General features: G+C 44.3%; 16 protein-coding genes. All 16 read right to left on the bottom strand.

Annotation, left to right across the window (positions count from 1 at the left end; all coding sequences use genetic code 11):
* Nucleotides 1-147: 147 nt before the first annotated feature.
* Nucleotides 148-4,569 carry a DUF6701 domain-containing protein gene (locus R8O70_RS18040; protein WP_258625478.1) on the bottom strand — a complete coding sequence of 1,474 codons (4,422 nt, stop codon included), beginning with the start codon at nucleotides 4,567-4,569 and terminating at the stop codon, nucleotides 148-150.
* Nucleotides 4,570-4,577: 8 nt separating this feature from the next.
* Nucleotides 4,578-5,012, bottom strand: a complete 435-nt coding sequence (locus tag R8O70_RS18035) for an MSHA biogenesis protein MshP (RefSeq protein WP_213965812.1) — start codon at nucleotides 5,010-5,012, stop codon at nucleotides 4,578-4,580.
* On the bottom strand, nucleotides 5,002-5,715 hold the full coding sequence (locus tag R8O70_RS18030; protein WP_104979757.1) for a PilW family protein: 714 nt from the start codon (nucleotides 5,713-5,715) through the stop codon (nucleotides 5,002-5,004). Before R8O70_RS18030 ends, R8O70_RS18035 begins: the two co-directional genes overlap by 11 nt.
* Complete coding sequence (locus R8O70_RS18025; protein WP_239932268.1) at nucleotides 5,715-6,296, bottom strand: type II secretion system protein; 582 nt, start codon at nucleotides 6,294-6,296, stop codon at nucleotides 5,715-5,717. Before R8O70_RS18025 ends, R8O70_RS18030 begins: the two co-directional genes overlap by 1 nt.
* Nucleotides 6,293-6,772 carry a type II secretion system protein gene (locus R8O70_RS18020; RefSeq protein WP_203346136.1) on the bottom strand — a complete coding sequence of 160 codons (480 nt, stop codon included), beginning with the start codon at nucleotides 6,770-6,772 and terminating at the stop codon, nucleotides 6,293-6,295. Before R8O70_RS18020 ends, R8O70_RS18025 begins: the two co-directional genes overlap by 4 nt.
* Nucleotides 6,773-6,887: 115 nt before the next feature.
* Complete coding sequence (locus tag R8O70_RS18015; protein ID WP_054575324.1) at nucleotides 6,888-7,121, bottom strand: hypothetical protein; 234 nt, start codon at nucleotides 7,119-7,121, stop codon at nucleotides 6,888-6,890.
* Between the two features lie 55 nt (nucleotides 7,122-7,176).
* Nucleotides 7,177-7,668, bottom strand: a complete 492-nt coding sequence (locus tag R8O70_RS18010; protein WP_005438123.1) for a type II secretion system protein — start codon at nucleotides 7,666-7,668, stop codon at nucleotides 7,177-7,179.
* Between the two features lie 291 nt (nucleotides 7,669-7,959).
* On the bottom strand, nucleotides 7,960-8,421 hold the full coding sequence (locus R8O70_RS18005) for a hypothetical protein (RefSeq protein ID WP_031781206.1): 462 nt from the start codon (nucleotides 8,419-8,421) through the stop codon (nucleotides 7,960-7,962).
* Between the two features lie 3 nt (nucleotides 8,422-8,424).
* On the bottom strand, nucleotides 8,425-9,648 hold the full coding sequence (locus R8O70_RS18000) for a type II secretion system F family protein (RefSeq protein WP_005381186.1): 1,224 nt from the start codon (nucleotides 9,646-9,648) through the stop codon (nucleotides 8,425-8,427).
* Nucleotides 9,649-9,656: 8 nt separating this feature from the next.
* The gene (locus tag R8O70_RS17995) at nucleotides 9,657-11,381 is read right to left on the bottom strand and encodes a GspE/PulE family protein (protein WP_005381188.1); all 1,725 of its coding nucleotides are present in this window, start codon (nucleotides 11,379-11,381) and stop codon (nucleotides 9,657-9,659) included.
* Nucleotides 11,378-12,472, bottom strand: a complete 1,095-nt coding sequence (locus tag R8O70_RS17990) for a tetratricopeptide repeat protein (RefSeq protein WP_182016890.1) — start codon at nucleotides 12,470-12,472, stop codon at nucleotides 11,378-11,380. Before R8O70_RS17990 ends, R8O70_RS17995 begins: the two co-directional genes overlap by 4 nt.
* Entirely contained in the window at nucleotides 12,469-13,314 is an 846-nt protein-coding gene (locus tag R8O70_RS17985; RefSeq protein WP_213896484.1) for an ExeA family protein, read from the bottom strand. Before R8O70_RS17985 ends, R8O70_RS17990 begins: the two co-directional genes overlap by 4 nt.
* Before the next feature lie 44 nt (nucleotides 13,315-13,358).
* On the bottom strand, nucleotides 13,359-14,999 hold the full coding sequence (gene mshL / locus R8O70_RS17980) for a pilus (MSHA type) biogenesis protein MshL (protein WP_005388471.1): 1,641 nt from the start codon (nucleotides 14,997-14,999) through the stop codon (nucleotides 13,359-13,361).
* Nucleotides 15,000-15,019: 20 nt separating this feature from the next.
* Entirely contained in the window at nucleotides 15,020-15,352 is a 333-nt protein-coding gene (locus R8O70_RS17975) for a hypothetical protein (RefSeq protein ID WP_005381196.1), read from the bottom strand.
* On the bottom strand, nucleotides 15,345-15,995 hold the full coding sequence (gspM, locus tag R8O70_RS17970; protein ID WP_005381197.1) for a type II secretion system protein GspM: 651 nt from the start codon (nucleotides 15,993-15,995) through the stop codon (nucleotides 15,345-15,347). The genes R8O70_RS17975 and gspM overlap by 8 nt, the downstream gene beginning before the upstream one ends.
* A complete protein-coding gene (locus R8O70_RS17965; protein ID WP_005387799.1) occupies nucleotides 15,992-17,437 on the bottom strand; it encodes a hypothetical protein in 1,446 nt (481 codons plus the stop codon). Before R8O70_RS17965 ends, gspM begins: the two co-directional genes overlap by 4 nt.
* Nucleotides 17,438-17,440: the final 3 nt, after the last annotated feature.

Raw genomic sequence — 17,440 nt, 5'->3', positions numbered from 1 at the left:
TTCGCTCATCCTGCAAAAATATAGAAGACAAAAATTGCTCTAAATGTACCAATGCCTCGCTGTCACAGCAAGGTATTGGTACACAAACATGAGCAGAAAGCCTCAATTTCTTGCAGTTTCCTAACTTAAGGGCAAAAACCTAAGTTGTTACTGTCCGGTTAACCCTGGCTCACCACGGTAAATCACACGGTCATTACCACGGTGAATACCGAAGGTGACGACGGAGGATGGGTTTTCTTCTCCCGCTTTGTCATTATCCCAGTTGTACTTGAGCCAAGGTAAACCATTTTTTGAATCATCAAGGTCTAACCAAACGCGCGTTTGCTGACGGTATGGTTCAGCTTGAGTTGCAGTAACAGAGCGAGAAGAACCTGAAGAAACAGTCCCGCCATCGCCTAGAGTTACCTCTTTTGCACTATTATCTGTCGGCCAAATGTGCTCCTGAGAGTCATCCTCAATTTCTCCAAACACTTCAGTTTGGCTGTCATCAGAGTTAGCAATAAAACGGCTACCATTCCAGTATTCAACTCGAAGTGGTACATGCAATGTCGAACCTTGGTTACCACCTACATCATCTAGATCAACACGACCAAAGCGGATGTCGGGTTGAGCAGGTAACAATCCCTCACTACCATCGATAGATACTGGATCCTTATTATCATCCGCAGATTTGATTGATATCGCCGTATCTTTCGCGTTCTCGTTAAAGTTGAGCGGACCATCTGGGTAATTTGAGCCAGAACCTTTTAATAGCTCCAGCCCATCCGTCATTGAACCAGCAAACTTACCTAGACTTCTTGAAGTGACATAAGCAGCACCATTATTCACCCAAGTTCCCGCATAGGTTTTGTTCAAAATAAAACGAGGCTGATAAGAGCTAGTATCTTTCAAACCAAACTTTGCTTGTAAGCCACTAGAGAAGAAGGCGTAGTTTGTTAAAGCGCCTTTATCCGCATTTAATGCCTCAACGTAAAACTCCTTGACGCCAAAGCCTTGTCCCATGTAAGCAAAGTTTTCTTTATGTGGATAAGCCCATTGATTTCCTTTAGCTTCATCAATTCGGAAATACTTAGGGTAGAAACGACCAATATTTTCTTCTGCTGGTGTAATGGTGAAAGCTTTACTGCCGAGATACGTTTCAGGTGGTGTAATCGTAAAATTAAAAGCACCAACTTCGGACACAGTTTGTGTCACTGACCCCGTACCATTAGTTAGATTGATATGATCGTATGTGGTCGTCCCTAAAGTGCCAGGAATCGCACTATCAAACTGCGGGTAAGATACTTTATGACTAATCGTTAAACCTGATTGCTGATAGTTTTGTGCAGGCTTCTTGTCATCACCAAATTGGTAAGCCGTCACTTTCATCGTGAACTCTTCTCCAGCAGCAACAAGTTTCTGGCTACAAGAGCCTGAACCACATAGACCACCATCAACCGTCAATTTGAGATATTCTGGGAAACTCACAAAGCTATTCTGTCCTAACGAATCCTTTTCATCTTTTATTTTCGCCTTCAGCGCGACTTTACCTGCCTCTGGATACTTTAAGTTGAAGTAAGCTTTGCCTTGCTTATTAAAGTAGACATCGGCAACCTCAACAGTATTTGTCCCAACGGTAACCTCGTTACTGAAAGAACCATCTCTCTTTTTGAAAGAGACATAAGCAGGAACTGATACTGCATTGCTTGTCGGTTCGACTCTTTCAATGGATAACTGAACATCTCGATTTGCGCCATCACCGTCCTGTTGGCTTGGTGAGCTACAAAACTCCAAATAAGGCGAACTTTGATTGCTATATTGTGCCTGCCCTTTGTTATTGAAGAATGGCTTACCAGCAACCTTATCTGGAACCGTTACCCCCAATGCCGCAGAGTTAAATACGATATTACAGTTTTGCTCAGATAGCGGACCACCTGCGATACGACACTTAGCTCCTTCAAATCCGAACTGTGGAACTGAACTACTCGCAATGCCAAGTTTTGCAGAGCCAGATTGATAAGCCTGCAATTTTAACGAAATAGAGTCAGAGAATGTGACACTATCTCCTTCCTCCCACTTAACCAAAGAGGAAGATTGAGGCAACAACGATACCGTGACGGGATCAATACTCGCCCCAGGATTACTAGACAACACTGATGCTGGATATGTTTTCGAGCAAGAGTCATTCATACACGCTCGAAGCGTTACTTCCGATGCCTGACAAATGCTGCCAGTTCCAGCATAGTCAAACTCGAAGTGGTGAATGCCTTCCGTTATTTTTTGATACTTATCAGCACAAACTTGGAAGTTATCCATTTCGTGTATATTGGTAATGTCACCGGTCGAGGCGGTAATTGACACACGGAAGCTTTCTGGAGGCGTGGTTTGCCCAAAGCCTCTCATGACATCAAATTTCGAGATCAATGTTGTCCAAGAATTCGCGCTACCGATCTTACGCTGAATCGTAATGTAGACTTTACCTTGTTGTTTAGAATCAATGATAACTTTGTATCTATGGTTTTGATTGCTACGTCCATCTAAGTCACCAACATTGTGATTACCTTTGATATAGCGATAGCCTCCCATCCAATGCCCAGAGTCATTCTTAATCCCAGAGCCACGAATCGCGACTGTATTTGGCTTAAACCCTGGTCGGTAATTACTATCCTCAAAACTACCTTCTCTTGAGTAGTTGCCGTATTCATCGATACCAAACCCAAGCCAACCACCAGCAAAGCCTTGTATGTTGGGTTTCACGCCATAGCCAAGTGGACCACCAAATGCCCCAGTTTGTGGCGGAACATTTGCGTCAGATAAAACCAATGCCACACCATCAGCCCCAGAGCCGGAGTGTGCATAATGATCAAATTCCACTTCAAGGTAGTTATCTTTCGAAGGGAATAGATAGTTGTATGCCGATGCAGTTGCTTGATTTCTTTGAGACGAGTTTAAAACGAATCGACTACCAGACGGTTTAGGCTTGATACTTTGCCCAAAGCCAATAACAGACCAGTTACTAATATCATTAGCGTTGAAGTCTTCCATTGGAAGTAAACTACATTGTGTAGGCTCAGGCTTTGGCGGAGTAATTCCACAGTAGTCATAGAAATCTTTATATTGAGAGTTCTCACTTATATCAACTGGACATGTACCTAGCGTTTGAGAAGCTCTACATGACGGATCATTTAGACCGCAATAACCAACTAATTGACCACTGTAAGAGTATGAAGAGTTTGCGGTTCCGCAAAGCGTTGAGTTACTCTCAATACTTACGTATTTGTTGGTAGGGAAACCAATCGCTTTAGCGTCCGCAAGAATTTTAGCCGACGATAACGCCATTCCCTCATTTTTTACACTCGTGGTACCAAAAACAGAAGAGTTATTCACGTCTAAATATTTCTTGGTAGAGACGTCATCACCAACATATGAATTACTAATATTTGCCCCTTCATTTGAGCTGGAAGCGACACCACATACGTAGGAACTTTCGATCACATGAAGATATTTCTTAACATCAACATTACCTTTGACTTTTGAGTTCTTAACCTGACCACCTTCATTAGTGCTCGACACAACACCTGAAACTTGAGAATACTGAATGTCGACGTAGCCTTTCGCTGTAATGTTGCCTCCAACTCGACTGCTGACGATAGCCATGCTCTGGTTACTGCCCTGTGTATTATCAATATTTCCATCCACACTTGAATGAGAAACACTAACGTAGCCTTTAGTGAGAATATCACCAGAAATCGACGAGTTATTGGACACAGCAATCGAAGAACTTCCGTTGCTTTGAGAAGCCAGGCTTCCAGTGACGTTTGAGTTATTTAACTCAATATAGTCACCAGCAGAGATAGACTGGTTAACTTTATAGTTGGTCACCTTAACCGCATCTTTAGCGCTTATATAACCATCTATTAGTTTGGTAGCACCTGATGTTGTAATTTCCACACCACCATTAGAGGACAATATATGTCCTCCTATGGTTCCATCTGTAATTGTTATTTGATTCTTAGCCTCGATATATGAACCAACATTAACGGCACTAAATGTTACGCCGCCATTGTCACTTACAACATATCCGCTAATATTGCTTGCGCTGCCGCTTATTTGCGCTTTTGCTAAAACGTTCTGCCCAATGTTAGCATTTGTAAGTTTAATTCCATTGGTAGAACTTCTTAATGAGCCTAATATCGTTGATTGATTTAATTCAATATAACTGCCGTTATCTACGTGACCATAAACGTATAGTCCATTGGCAGTGAAAGAGTTCCTTTCCAGATCTAAAGAAAGGTTCCTACTAGCACTACCAATCGTATTATTTCCCTTAAACGTCGAGTAGCGTTCTAAATATAACGTTGACGTATAGGGACCAGCAATAATACTGTCGCCTTCATTCAACGTAACATTACTTGAACATTTATAAGAAGACAGTCCGTCAGTATAAAAGCCACTATTTGGACACGGACTATTGGTAGCGATCAAATCCCAATCTTCCCAGCTCCATTTCGGCGTAAGATCATATTCTTTAGCTAAGGCGCTCGCCGTACTCATCATACATATCAAGGCTAAGCAAATCAGTTTTTTCATTCTTGTTATTACTCCCGAACCCAAATCTCTTGCTGGCGCTCAACTTGCGATAAGCCCGAGCCACAAACGGCCGTAGCTTGCACCCTAAATAGTGACTCTGCTGCTGGTGTTCCTAAGTTTAAAGTGCCTAAATCTACACAACTCATTGGGCCAAGCCTGCATCCGGTCCCTTGTGTGACATTAGGCATTGCACCGCTTACCGTATTTGTGCAGATTGTCGCGACGCTATCACTCGTACCATTGATGGGATATAACCTTGTCAGTGCCCACTCATTTGCAGACTGAGCAACAAACCAAGCTTTTGTTCCCAAAAACTCTCTTGTTAATCCGCTTTGATTCGACCATGTCACTTTCATTAAAGAGGAAGCCAAATATCCCATTACAATAATGACGAATAACACGATGATTAGTACATTTCCGCTGGAGTTTCTTCTATGGGACATTGAGCACCTGCACATCTTGTTGATACACACTACGTTCACCATCCTGCTCAAACTCTAAATTGATATGAACTAAACCACCTCGTTGCAGAGTTGGCTCTAGATAACGCATACCACTTACGGACGAATCGACACTATCCGCAACCGTAATACCATTTCGCGTAACTCGCTTGGTATCAAAACAGTAGCGAACCTCCGACTTCTCTTGATAAATATAAAGACGGCTAGAAACAGAGGATCCCGTAATCGTACTTGCCCCCCCACTAACAACAAAAACCTTACCTGTTTTAGCTAAACCACCAATGGCTATATTTCGCGAAGAAGTTGATTGTAAATCTTCATATCGGCTCGGATTTATCACCATCCTGCGATTCGCAGGAATAGGATTAAGCGTTGAGTCATTACCTAGCAAAAACTCTAAGTCATTATTCTTAAACGTGTAAAAACCAGAATATTCAATCGGCACAAACTCTAGACAATTAGTTGTTCCTTTTGGCACATGAAAACTATTAGGTACAGCATGGCGGATTTCACGCGTCATCTTTTCTAAAACAAACTGAGCCTGTGTTTGTATTCGTTGGCGATCGATAGTATCAGCGTAACCTTTCATTCCTAACTGGACATACCCAGCTATCCCCAACATGATGAAGCTGCCGACCACAATCGTAACTATCATTTCCATTAAGGTGAAACCACGATCTTTCATCAGTAGTTCCCCTTAATAGCTGTTAAAGTAAGGGGCTGCGTGTTCCCCGCAAAAATCCTTAATGTTACTTTTTTGTATTCGGTTATTTCATCGGGAGCTTTATCCGTCAGATCATCATAGGCAACGCTAATTTCTAATCTAAAGTTTTTGTACTGCTCAGTACTGTCCGCACCAAGTACATCACTAATATTCCCTCTAGGGATACCATCACACTGAGAAGCCGTTGTAGATGTGCTCCAACACCCGATATAGTCATCGACATCATTGAAATCACTAGGCGTTGTTTCCAAGGAACCGTCTAGTTTTTTATCCGCACCTAATTTATTTACGTCAGTGCAGCTCACTCCATTCTCACCACACCGAACGGTGCCACCATCAAAGTCGCTGTTTTCATCGAAGCCTCGCGACAATATCTGAGACATGAAACCTTGGCCTAATGCGGCAGCGCGGGTTTGATAATGAGGGATGGCGGAATCTCGAATCTGAGGGACAAGAAAAGAAGTAAACGCCACCATCGCAATGCCCATCAAAACAATCGCGATGATCATTTCTATTAAAGTCATGCCACTAGATTTCTTCATGAGCATGTACCTTTAGAAACATAACCTTGAGAATTAATTTCAACTTGGCAGCGGCTTCGACCATGCTTATCTTCAATTAAGATGCTTACAGCACCACTTACAGGATTGCCGAGAAGGTTAAAATTAATTGTATTTGCGGCACCGCTGATAACGGAAAACCTTGCGGACTTATCGATAACCACGTCACTACGAGCATCTCGTGCACTGCCTGTTAGTGCACAGGCAGCAACCGAACCAACACATGAGCTAGAAACTTGTAAACGAAAGTTGTTATCAGGACTTGTAGCATTCGACTGCATACGATTCACCTGCACTTGGCGAATCACAGAAATCACGCGTTCTTGTAATGCATATGCAGAGAAATTGCCAGATCCCATAAAACGGCTGGCTGCAAAAAGTGAAAGGATAGAGAGGAGAACAATCATGAGGATTAACTCCATTAACGTGAACCCTAATGCAGAGCTGCGAATTTTCATAACCCAACCTTAGGCTTAGAACAAGCGAGATAAGTATACGATGAAATTATGAGATTAATGATAGGTTTATAATTTTTCGATTCGAAGTGTGAACAGACGAACAAATAACCAATGTCTAGTTATTTTGCCCTTTTGAACGACCAATTTCTTCTTCAATTCGATCGTATGTTTCTTTGTTGCTTAGCGTTTCAGAAACGTGCTCAGCGGTTTGCTTGGTTTGCTCCCACTTTGCTTCATAAATTTCTGGTTCAAAGCTTATGTATCGAGGTAGTACGATATACCCTGCGGTAGCGATAAAAACGAGTATTACGACAAATTCAATTCGGGATAGACCCTTTACTATTCTCACCTACGTATACCTTAGAGAAGGGGTCGTTATGACCCCTTTAAAATCAAACAAATGATTATTTGGTACAAGAATTTGTCATCACGGTTTTAGCAGGAATGAGCGCACCATCTGCATCATAGTATGATTCAGAGTACTGAACACACTCTGAAGCTTTGTCCTCAGATGCATAAATAACTGTGCCTGCAGTACCATTTTTCTTATCTGTAGCATCTTTACGAGCTGTTTTTTTAATTTGAACCCAATCATCACTCAAACCCTGCACAGCCTTACCTAAACCATTTTCGTCAGCCGTTGGGTAACCTAGGTAGATCGTAATATCTTCTACTTTCGTGCTTGCGTCAGCCAAAGATTCTTTGCCTTCTACCGCAGCTTTACCATAAGTAATACCTGCAGCACCATCAATTGCACCTTTAAGGCCTTGATTAGCAGCTGCACGAGCATCATCTTGCAGGTTAAGGAAACGTGGTGCTGCAGTTACCGCTAGAATACCTAGGATTACAATTACCACTACCAATTCGATAAGGGTGAAACCACCTTGTCTTTTCATTGTTTACTCTCTCTATGTAAGCATGCAGTACAACTGCAAAGTTTCGTTTAGGTCACGCGACCATTTTGGATATTGTCAAAACGGTTTGGGGCAGCAACCTTCACTAAAACTGACCGTGAAGTGGATACTGTATCTACCGCTTGAGCAGAATGACGATTCGCCATTATTCAGTTCATGCTGCAATGAGAAAAACACATTATTGTTTACCCACGATTACAGCCTGTTACTTATGGTAATGATTGCATTATACCGACTTTCATTACCAATTATAGTGATTAGGTGTCAAAAAATTCACTCCGCCGACATTTCGACGTCTATTTTCAGTTGATTAGCAGTTGAGATAACTACAATCGACTGACCATTTTCATAAGTGTAGTGACAGACATAACGATCAGTTTTGATGGCTCCACTGATATCTATTAACTTGTTGGTCATTATTTTACGTTGGGGGTAATGCACCGCTAGCCAATAACCACAATCTAATACACCTTGCTGAGTAAAGGGAGACACTAACCCGTCCTCAGTCATAGTAAGGTTAAAACCATCCATCAGCATATGTTCTGGCTCGCCTTGTACTAGCCAAGCTTGACGATAACGCTGAACACTGTCTTGCATCCAAACTCTCGCTAACTTCGCTCCAGTTACTTGTGCTTGCTCGGTAACAGGACGTAATTTGACCGCCAAACCCACCGCCATAATCGTAGCAATAACCCCAAACACAATAAGCGTTGCTCGGCTTTGATTTTCAACCACCTATTAGCCGCCTTTGATGATGTCGAGCATTCCCCACATTGGTAAGAAGATACCCAATGCCAGCACCATGACCATGCCTGCGACAATCACCAAAAGTAATGGTTCTATTCTTGCGGTCAGCGTTTTTAGATCGTAATCGACTTCTCGATCGTAAAAGTCCGACACCTCCAGCAGCAACTCATCAATACGACCAGTTTCTTCACCTACTGCAATCATCTGAATCACCAATGGGGTGAATATTTTACTGTTGATGGCCGTCACTGAAATGGTGCTACCCGCTTCAATTGCGGACTTCATCTCAAGAATTCGGTTTTCTAAAAAACGGTTCCCTAAGGCTTCCCCGGCCAAAGCCAAAGACTGGTTAAGTGGCACACCTGATTTCAGCATCAACGAAAAGGTTCTGGCAAAACGAGAAAGCTGCGCACGATTAACGATATCGCCTACAATTGGCAGCCGAAGCCGAAACTTATCGAACTTCTCCCGACCATCAGCCGTCGCCACCCACGCTCTGAACACCGTAAACGCGCCAATCATTGCCACAACCAGCAACACCCAATAATTAACAAAGAAATTAGAAGTCGCGATCAAAATACGCGTCGGCAATGGTAGCTCAACACCAAAGCGCGTGAACATCGATGCAAACTCAGGGATCACCAAGATATTCAATACAAACATGGCGATGGTGATAAAGATAATGACAAACGTTGGATAACGCATCGCCGCTTTAATGCGTTTGCGAGTCTCAAGTTCCTGTTCGTAGTAATTCGCCAGTTGCAATAGCGCTTGGTCAAGCCGACCCGTATTCTCACCGACGTTGATCATAGAAACGAACAGTGGGCTGAATACTTTACTGTGTTGCTGCATCGCAGAAGACAAACCTCGGCCATTACTCAGTTCAGAAACGACATCTTCTAGCGCCTCTTTGAGCTGTTTGTTTTCGCAATTTTGCAACAAGCCACGCATAGAGCGCAGCAAAGGTACGCCAGCTTTAGTCAAACTAAACAACTGACGAGAGAAAAGAATAATTACTTCCAACGGAATAGCAGGCACAAACAGCTTAGACAAGCTCACTTGGCTTTTTGCCGACTCTTTCTCTAACCGTACATTGAGCGGGATGACCCCTTTGTTCATCAATGCTTCCGCCGCAGCTTCTGAGTTCACTGCTTCGATTTTGCCGTTAGTGGATGAGCCGTCTAGCGTGCGACCTTGATAACGAAAAGTTGGCATTCACTTACCTATATGAAAATGGGATCAGTCTTACCAGAAGCATCACCCTCACCTAGGGTCATCACTTCATCCAAACTGACGGTGCCTTGTAGCGCCAGTTCCATTGCAGAAGCAAGCAGTGGCTTATAGTTTTCTGAGCGGCGCGCGGCTTGCGCAAAGCCAACCGCATCATTGGCGCGCAATTTATCCATCATCTCTTGCTCAAGTTCGAGCATTTCAAACACACCGATCCGGCCTCGATAACCAGTCAAGTTACAGTTTTGGCAACCTGCGCCTTTATAAAAAATGGTGCTAACTTGATTTGGGAAACGCCCAGCTAACCACTGCTGGCGAGACTCATCTAAGTGGTCTTCTGTTTTACAATCAGGGCAAACTCGGCGCACAAGACGCTGCGCCACCACGGCTCTGACTGCACTAGCAACCAAGTACCCCGGCGCACCCATATCGATCATACGTAACGCACTGTCGACAGCATCGTTGGTGTGGAGAGTACTCAATACTAAGTGACCCGTTAATGCAGCTCGCAGACCAATTTCTACCGTCTCTTGATCACGCATCTCACCAACAAGAATGATGTCTGGGTCTTGACGTAAAAAGGTTCTAAGAACACGCGAGAAAGTTAGATCGATCTTACTGTTAACCTGTACCTGAGTGATGCGAGGCAGACGATATTCAACCGGGTCCTCTGCTGTAATGATCTTTTTCCCAGGTTCGTTGAGCTCACTCAATGCACCGTAAAGCGTGGTGGTTTTACCGGAACCTGTCGGCCCGGTAACCAAAATCATGCCATGCGGACGCGCCAACTGTCGACGTAAGCGAGCAAGCAAGTCTGGCGGCAAGCCCGACTCTTCTAACGGACGCAAACCAGCGGACTGGTTAAGCAGACGCATTACTACAGATTCTCCGTACTGCGTTGGTAACGTCGACATACGAATATCAATTGATTGGCCACGAACTTTGATATTGAATCGGCCATCTTGCGGCAAGCGCTTTTCAGAAATATCTAGGTGTGCCATCAACTTCAGTCGAAGAACCAAAGCCGATGCAATATTCACTTCATTTAAGAGCGTTTCATGCAATACGCCATCAATACGCTGGCGCAAACGCAATACTTGATCGTCTGGCTCAATATGAATATCCGAAGCTCCAACCTGTACCGCATCTTCAAACATGGAATTAACCAGCTTTACAACGGTAACCTCTTCACTATCAGCTTCATCAATACCGTAGTCAAAGCTTTGTACATCTTTATGCTCTTCATGCAGCTGTTCAGCAAAGGAGGCTATCTCTTTAGTACGGCGGTAATAACGGTCAAAGCTTGAAATAAGCTGACGCTCTGAAGCAACAATGAACTCAAGGTTGTATTGACCTAACAAGTTCATCAATGATTCTTGGATGAACAAGTCCGCAGGGTCACTCATAGCAACGCGCAGTGTGTCCCCATTTCGAGCAACGACCATCGCACGTAAGCGACGTGCGTGTACCTCAGGTAAAATCTGCACGGCTTCGGCATCCACAGGCGCACGACCAAGATCGATCAGTGGCAAACCAAGCTGCTGAGACAAGAAGTCCAACATTTGCTTTTCGGTAATAAAGCCAAGGTCAATTAACGCATCCCCTAGCTTCTGCCCGGTACTGCGTTGTGCGTTTAGTGCTTGCTGGATTTGTTCTTCAGAGACGATACCTTCCTCAACCAGAAGATCGCCCAAGCGTTTTCTCAACTGAATTTTCATTGTGCGCTCTCCAACTCTTTCAAGATGCTCAAACGGTCACGGATAAATGCTTGCGATTGATTCGAAATGCCAACTTTACCCAGAGCTTGGTTGTAAGAGTTGATCGCGGCAGTAAAAGCCAGGGCGCGCTCTTGTTGAATAGCCAAACCTAACCACCAGCGCGCGTTTTCCGGCTCACGCTGAGTTAGGAGTTGATAGCTCTCAAGCGCAATGTCATTTTGCTTGTGTTTTTGTGCCAATGCCGCACGCATCGCCAAGTAATCTCGACTTGGTACTGGAGGCAAATGAACAAGCGGGCTCAGCGCCGCTTCAGGTTGATTAGCTTTCACTAACAACTTAGACAAGGCCAAGCGAAGTACTTGGTTGTTCGTATCTAGGTTAATGCCTTCTTGAATAATCTCATATGCTTTACGCGTGTCACCTTTACCAAAGTACAACGCTGATAACTTTTGACGCGTGTCTGCATTCATTGGCTCATAACGCAACGCCTCGGCATAAGCCGACAACGCTGTTTGCATATCGTTAGCATCGAGTGCCTTTTCCGCTCGACTAACAGCCTTAAGGGAAAGCTGACGATGTGTAAGCTCAACCTGCTCAATACGCATTGAGCTGTTTTCTGATGTCGTGCGGGTTACGTGATCGTATTGCTCCTCGCTCGGCATCGTTGCTAACTGCGCGAGTAAAACTTCATCTTCAGAGGCGATATTTATCTCAGATCTTAGCGTGAACCTATCAGTCTCTTGCATGTGAGGCTGTTGCGCTACCGGCTGTGTGGCTGGTTTGGTGTAAACCACTTGAGTTGTATCGGGCGTCATTTTACTCGTTGGCGAGTGAGTGCGCTCCGATGAAACAATTGGTGAGACATTCACAGACGACAGTGGCATAGCGTCGGTTTGAAACTGTGATAGCTCGCCTGAAGGGACAGGACCGCGAGAGACCGCCCAACTGCCAACCGCAAGGCTTAACGAAAAACCGGCGACAAGCCAAAGCCAAGGTTTACTGCGTGAGACACTTGGAATCTCCGCACGAGTAAGCTCTGACGGCGATGTTTTTTCAGCAAGTTCTGATAATGCTTTATTGATGGCACTCAAGGTTGACTCCATCCCCAAAATACGGGTGTTTTAAACTTAGGTTTACGGGCATCAAACGTATCGTGCATAGCGGCATAAACGTGATGATTTTTCAATAGTGTGCAACGATCATTAAATGCAGCAAGCAACGACTTGTGACTAATTTGGTTTATCAAGCGCGGAATCCCCATGGATGAACGCCAAATCGCTTTTTTCTGTTCAATAGAAAAAATGTGCGCCCCATTGCCTGCTTTATCTAAACGATTATTGATGTAAGCCACGCCTTCATCGATAGAGAGAGGACGTAACTGGCAACTAAACGTAATGCGTTGACGAAATTGCCTTAGCTCATGATTAGCTAATCTGTCATCCAACTCAGGTTGTCCGAATAACACCAATTGAATGAGCTTATCTTGTTCCGTTTCTAAGTTGCCAAATAGACGTAATGTTTCTAAAGCTTGTGGGGAAAGAGCTTGCGCTTCATCAACGATCAAGACGGTTTTCTTTCCCAAGGCATGTACTTGAATCAAGTGCTCTTGAATGAGGGAAACGATACGCAGCGGATCATCGTTCTCGATACCCAACTCTCTGGCGACAGCAAACTGCAACTGTTCCCCATTCAACACTGGATTGGGTAAGTAAATAAGCTCAACTTCAGATTCAATCTGCTCGATCAGCTTACGGCATACCATGGTTTTTCCAGTGCCGACTTCTCCCGTCACCTTAATCACCCCTTCTCCCATTTGCACGGCAGCTAGGATGGTTTGGATCGCCTCATAGTGAGGGACTAACCCCAAGAACATTTCTGTATTTGGGGTTAACGAAAAAGGCTGAACTCGGAATCCAAAGTGGGACAAGTACATACTCGAATCACAAACCTATTAAAAAACAGAACCTTTCCCAGCGCTTATTGCGCATCTGGGAACCACTCTTGCAGCAGATCACGAGAGCGCTCTAGCTCTTTCTGCCAAGAGTTCACGCCAACTACGGTCGGTTTTAGCAAGATGACCAATTCTGTTTTCTCAGTTACGTTATTCACGTTGCGGAACAAATGCCCCAGTGCTGGTACATCGCCCAAAAATGGGACTTTAGAAACAAGCTCACGATTTTGCTGTTTCATCAACCCGCCGATAACCACAACATCGCCATCTTTAGCACGAATAACCGAGTCTGATTCACGAATAGAGCTTTTCGCTAATGGCAGTTGGATGTTTTGGAAATCTCCGCCCAAGTTCAATTGCTTCACTTCTTCCGTGACTTCAATAACTGCGGGGTGAACATGCAGGAACACATTGCCTTTGTTATCAATTTGCGGAGTCACATCAAGGGAAATACCCGAGAAGAATGGCGTCAGTTCCACTTCAGGAACCGCATTTGAGTTTTCACCGTTGCCTGCATTGCTCGATAGCTCGGTAACAAAGTACTCATCGGTACCCACTTTGATAACAGATTTTTGGTTGTTGGCAGCGGTAATACGAGGGCTCGAAAGGACGTTCAAGTCACCTTGCGTAGACATGAAGCTCAATACAGCATTGAAGTTACCATCCGAAATAGTCACGTTAGTTTGACCGCCCAATAGCGTGCCAATCGCATCCAATGGTGGTAATGTCGACGCAGGGCGGTTGACTACGATACTACCCGAGTTACCAATTGATGCCGATAAGTTTGACCAGTTGATGCCTTGTTGGTAGCCATCATTCAACGTCACTTCTAGGATTTTAGCTTCAAGAATGACCTGGCGCTGCATGCGCTCCTGCGATACACCTAAGAACTCGCGTACTTCGCGAATATCATCTGGAAATGCTCGAACCGTAATAACTCCCGCTTGTGGCGTTACAACCACACTTTGCCCTTTGCCTGAACCAATTAGATTCGCAACGGCTTGCTGTAGCATAGGCCAGAAGTCACTTTCAGTGATGGTTTCGATGCGTGTACCACCCGTAGATGTGGTTGAGCTATCGTTGTTGTTTCCATTGTTAGAGTCTGACGAGTCAGAACTGTCTGAGCTACCACCAGAATTAGACGTACCAGCCGAGGTTACAGAGCCCGTAACAATGCTGGTTAACGAGCGACCAGAACGCTTGAACTGTAGGTAATCGACTGGAATGGTCACAGTACGCATACCTGCTGGGTAGATTTGAATAACTTTGCCAGACTTCACCACGTCATAGCCATACATATTCTGTACGACATTCAGAACTTCATCCAATGTCACATCTGACAAGTTGACGGTGATATTACCTTGTACCGATGGGTGAATCGCCACGCTGTACTCTGTGCCTTTCACCAACGAGGCGAAAAAGCTTCTTGCATCGACCGCATTCGCTTGAATACGAAAACGCTTCGAGGTGCCTTGCTCTGATGCAACGTTCGAGTCTAAATTTGGCATCAAGTCTGCCTCAACAGAAGAAGGGATTTCTTCCAATGTGCGGCTGTTCGCTTGATTGATCGATTCATTGAGCGCTTCTTTAACTTCCACTGGATTCCGATGACCCATTGAACATCCCATTAAAGAAGCAATCGTTATTCCTACAACTAATTTGCGCATATCTGATCGGGCTCTGGTTATTATTGTTTTACGTTTAAATCAAAAAGCTCTAGGTCCCACTGACGGTTACCACGCTTTAAAGTTACAAATTCACTATTAATGCTCGCGACGCGATAACCCTTAAATAGCTCGCCTTTTTCGACAAGTTTGTTATCCATAATCGCGATACAATCAGTACTTGGCTTACACACAATACTGTTGAGCTTAGGCAGTCGATACCGTTTAACTTTTGGTTTCGCTGACGTTTCAACCGCTGGCTTTTCCCAACCAAGTGGGGCCGTTGGGTCCTGGTTTGCCCAAGCGGTTCCTGCCGCTGCCATAACAAGCAATGAGATGATGAGTTTGTTAACCACCAATAAACTCCTCTCTAGATCCTAGTGTGTAGACTTCTAACACAAGCTTCGCTTTCGGGTACTCTTCGACTTTATAACTAAAGCTGCGCCAGTAATAACTCGCAGGAAGGCTCTCCAATTTATTCAGATAATTAGCAATAGAAAAATAGTCACCAGTCAGTTCCATACGAACAGGATGCACGTAGTAACCAGAGTATTGCGATGCTTCTTTATCTTCCGTTATTGGCTCAGATGGCAAGGTTTGCAGAGACAAAAGGTGAATGCCACTTTGCTGCTCCAACACATTTTCAAGCAGCTCAGCCATTTGCGAAGGTGTAATAAGATGCTCGATGATCTCCGCTAATTGCATCGAAAGATGCTGACTCTCAGCTAACAGATTAGATATCGCGCGATCAATCTCAGCATTTGGATCTTTCTTAAGTTGCGCCTGAATACGTAGCGTATCGATTTCAATCTTTTGATTGGCTTGCTTTAAATTACTTAGTTGCCTCTCATTACTGATGATCTCGTTAAGCTTTGGCTCCAATACCAGCGTAAAGAGCAACATGATCACGACAACTAAACCGCACAATGCGGTGAGCACTTTTTCACGCGTACTCATTTCGCCAAAGCGCCCTTCTAATGAGAGCCAGAATTCGTTCATTTCTCTTTATCCTCGCGCGTTTTTAGTTCAAACGTCACAATATCCTTATCATTTCGACCTATTTTGACGTCGTCAAACGTTCGACCAACCAAGCTAATTTCGTTTTTAAATTGGCTAACCCAATTTGGCACTGAGCTCGGTTTTTTCGCTAGCCCCTTCAGGTCTAAGGTATGGGTATTGATTCGAATTTCGGACAAAGAAATTTCTTGGTTTCCTAACTTCGCTAATGATTGCATCACGCCAGAGTAACCCGTGCGCTGCGAGTCATCGTATTTCCCGACAGCTTTAAGCGAGTCTCGCTTCGCCTTGACTTCACGCTCTAAGCGGGCTTTAGCTGCCAGCTTATTATTGTCAGGTTGATGTTTACGTAGCTTGACTTGATAACGTTCAAGCTCTGACTTCATGATATCGCCTTTACTTTTTACAATAGCAATCTCATCTTCCAAACCGCTGCTCTGCCAAGTGACATAACCGTAAGAAAATAGAATTGCAGCCGCCGCAACGCCCCAAGATAACGCGATATTTTTTAGCGTCAGGAGCTCTTTTTTCGGTTTTAAGTAATCGGGATATAAGTTGACGCGTCGAGTATTTGAAGTAGCCGCAGTGTCAGCCAAAACATGTCCTGATAGCTCATGTTCTGGTGGTAATAACGGTGAAACCTTAGTACTTAAACGGTAGTTCAGAGCCTGAACAAGCTCGCTCTCATCCTCTTCATCGCAGCACACTTTCAATTGATGTAATTGCACGTGGCGTAACTGAGATGAAAGATAATCAATCGAACGTTGCAGTTCTAACGACAGACTGTCCATCTGTAAATCGCTAGACGGAACCCCCGTTAACGGTGGCGTCACACTGCGAATAGAGCGGTGGAACGCAATAGTATTTTCGACAAAAGCGCTTATACGGAAATGACCACGCACACTGCGTTGTAATAATAGGAAGTTTCCTAGTTCACCAGCAGTCTCTCCCCAAATATCGTCTTCAGGAAGAATGGCTTCTAATGGTAACTGGGCTCGACTGGCCAGTAACACAATCTTATCCAATATTTTTCGCGATAAGACGTATGCTTGCACTTTGGTTGAATTCGGTAACTCGACCGCATCGGCAATAATGTCGATAGCACGCTCAGAGATCAGTTCTTTCAACAAAAACGGTAATGCGGCTGGCCATTCTTGACGCGGCATGACCGGTTTGTCGATTTGGTACATCTGGTAATAGTTATGAGAAAGAATAACCGTTAATGAATCATACGCACTCGCTGCAACGCTCAATGCTTGCTCAACGGCTTTTTCCCAATTGGACTCAGAAATATCAAATTGGTATGGACGACTACTTTTGATTGAAGATGATAAATAAACGGCGTCTGGCTGAATAACCAAAAAGCAGGAGCGATCACCACTAGATGATCGCTTAAGCTTGTCGAATAGTGCTTTGAAATCCATGAT

Origin of the sequence: Vibrio sp. 779(2023) (assembly GCF_033344285.1) — a bacterium.
In the GTDB taxonomy this organism is placed as follows: domain Bacteria; phylum Pseudomonadota; class Gammaproteobacteria; order Enterobacterales; family Vibrionaceae; genus Vibrio; species Vibrio alginolyticus.
Note: the sequence above shows the minus strand (reverse complement) of the source record. Positions and strands in the feature narration are given on the sequence as shown.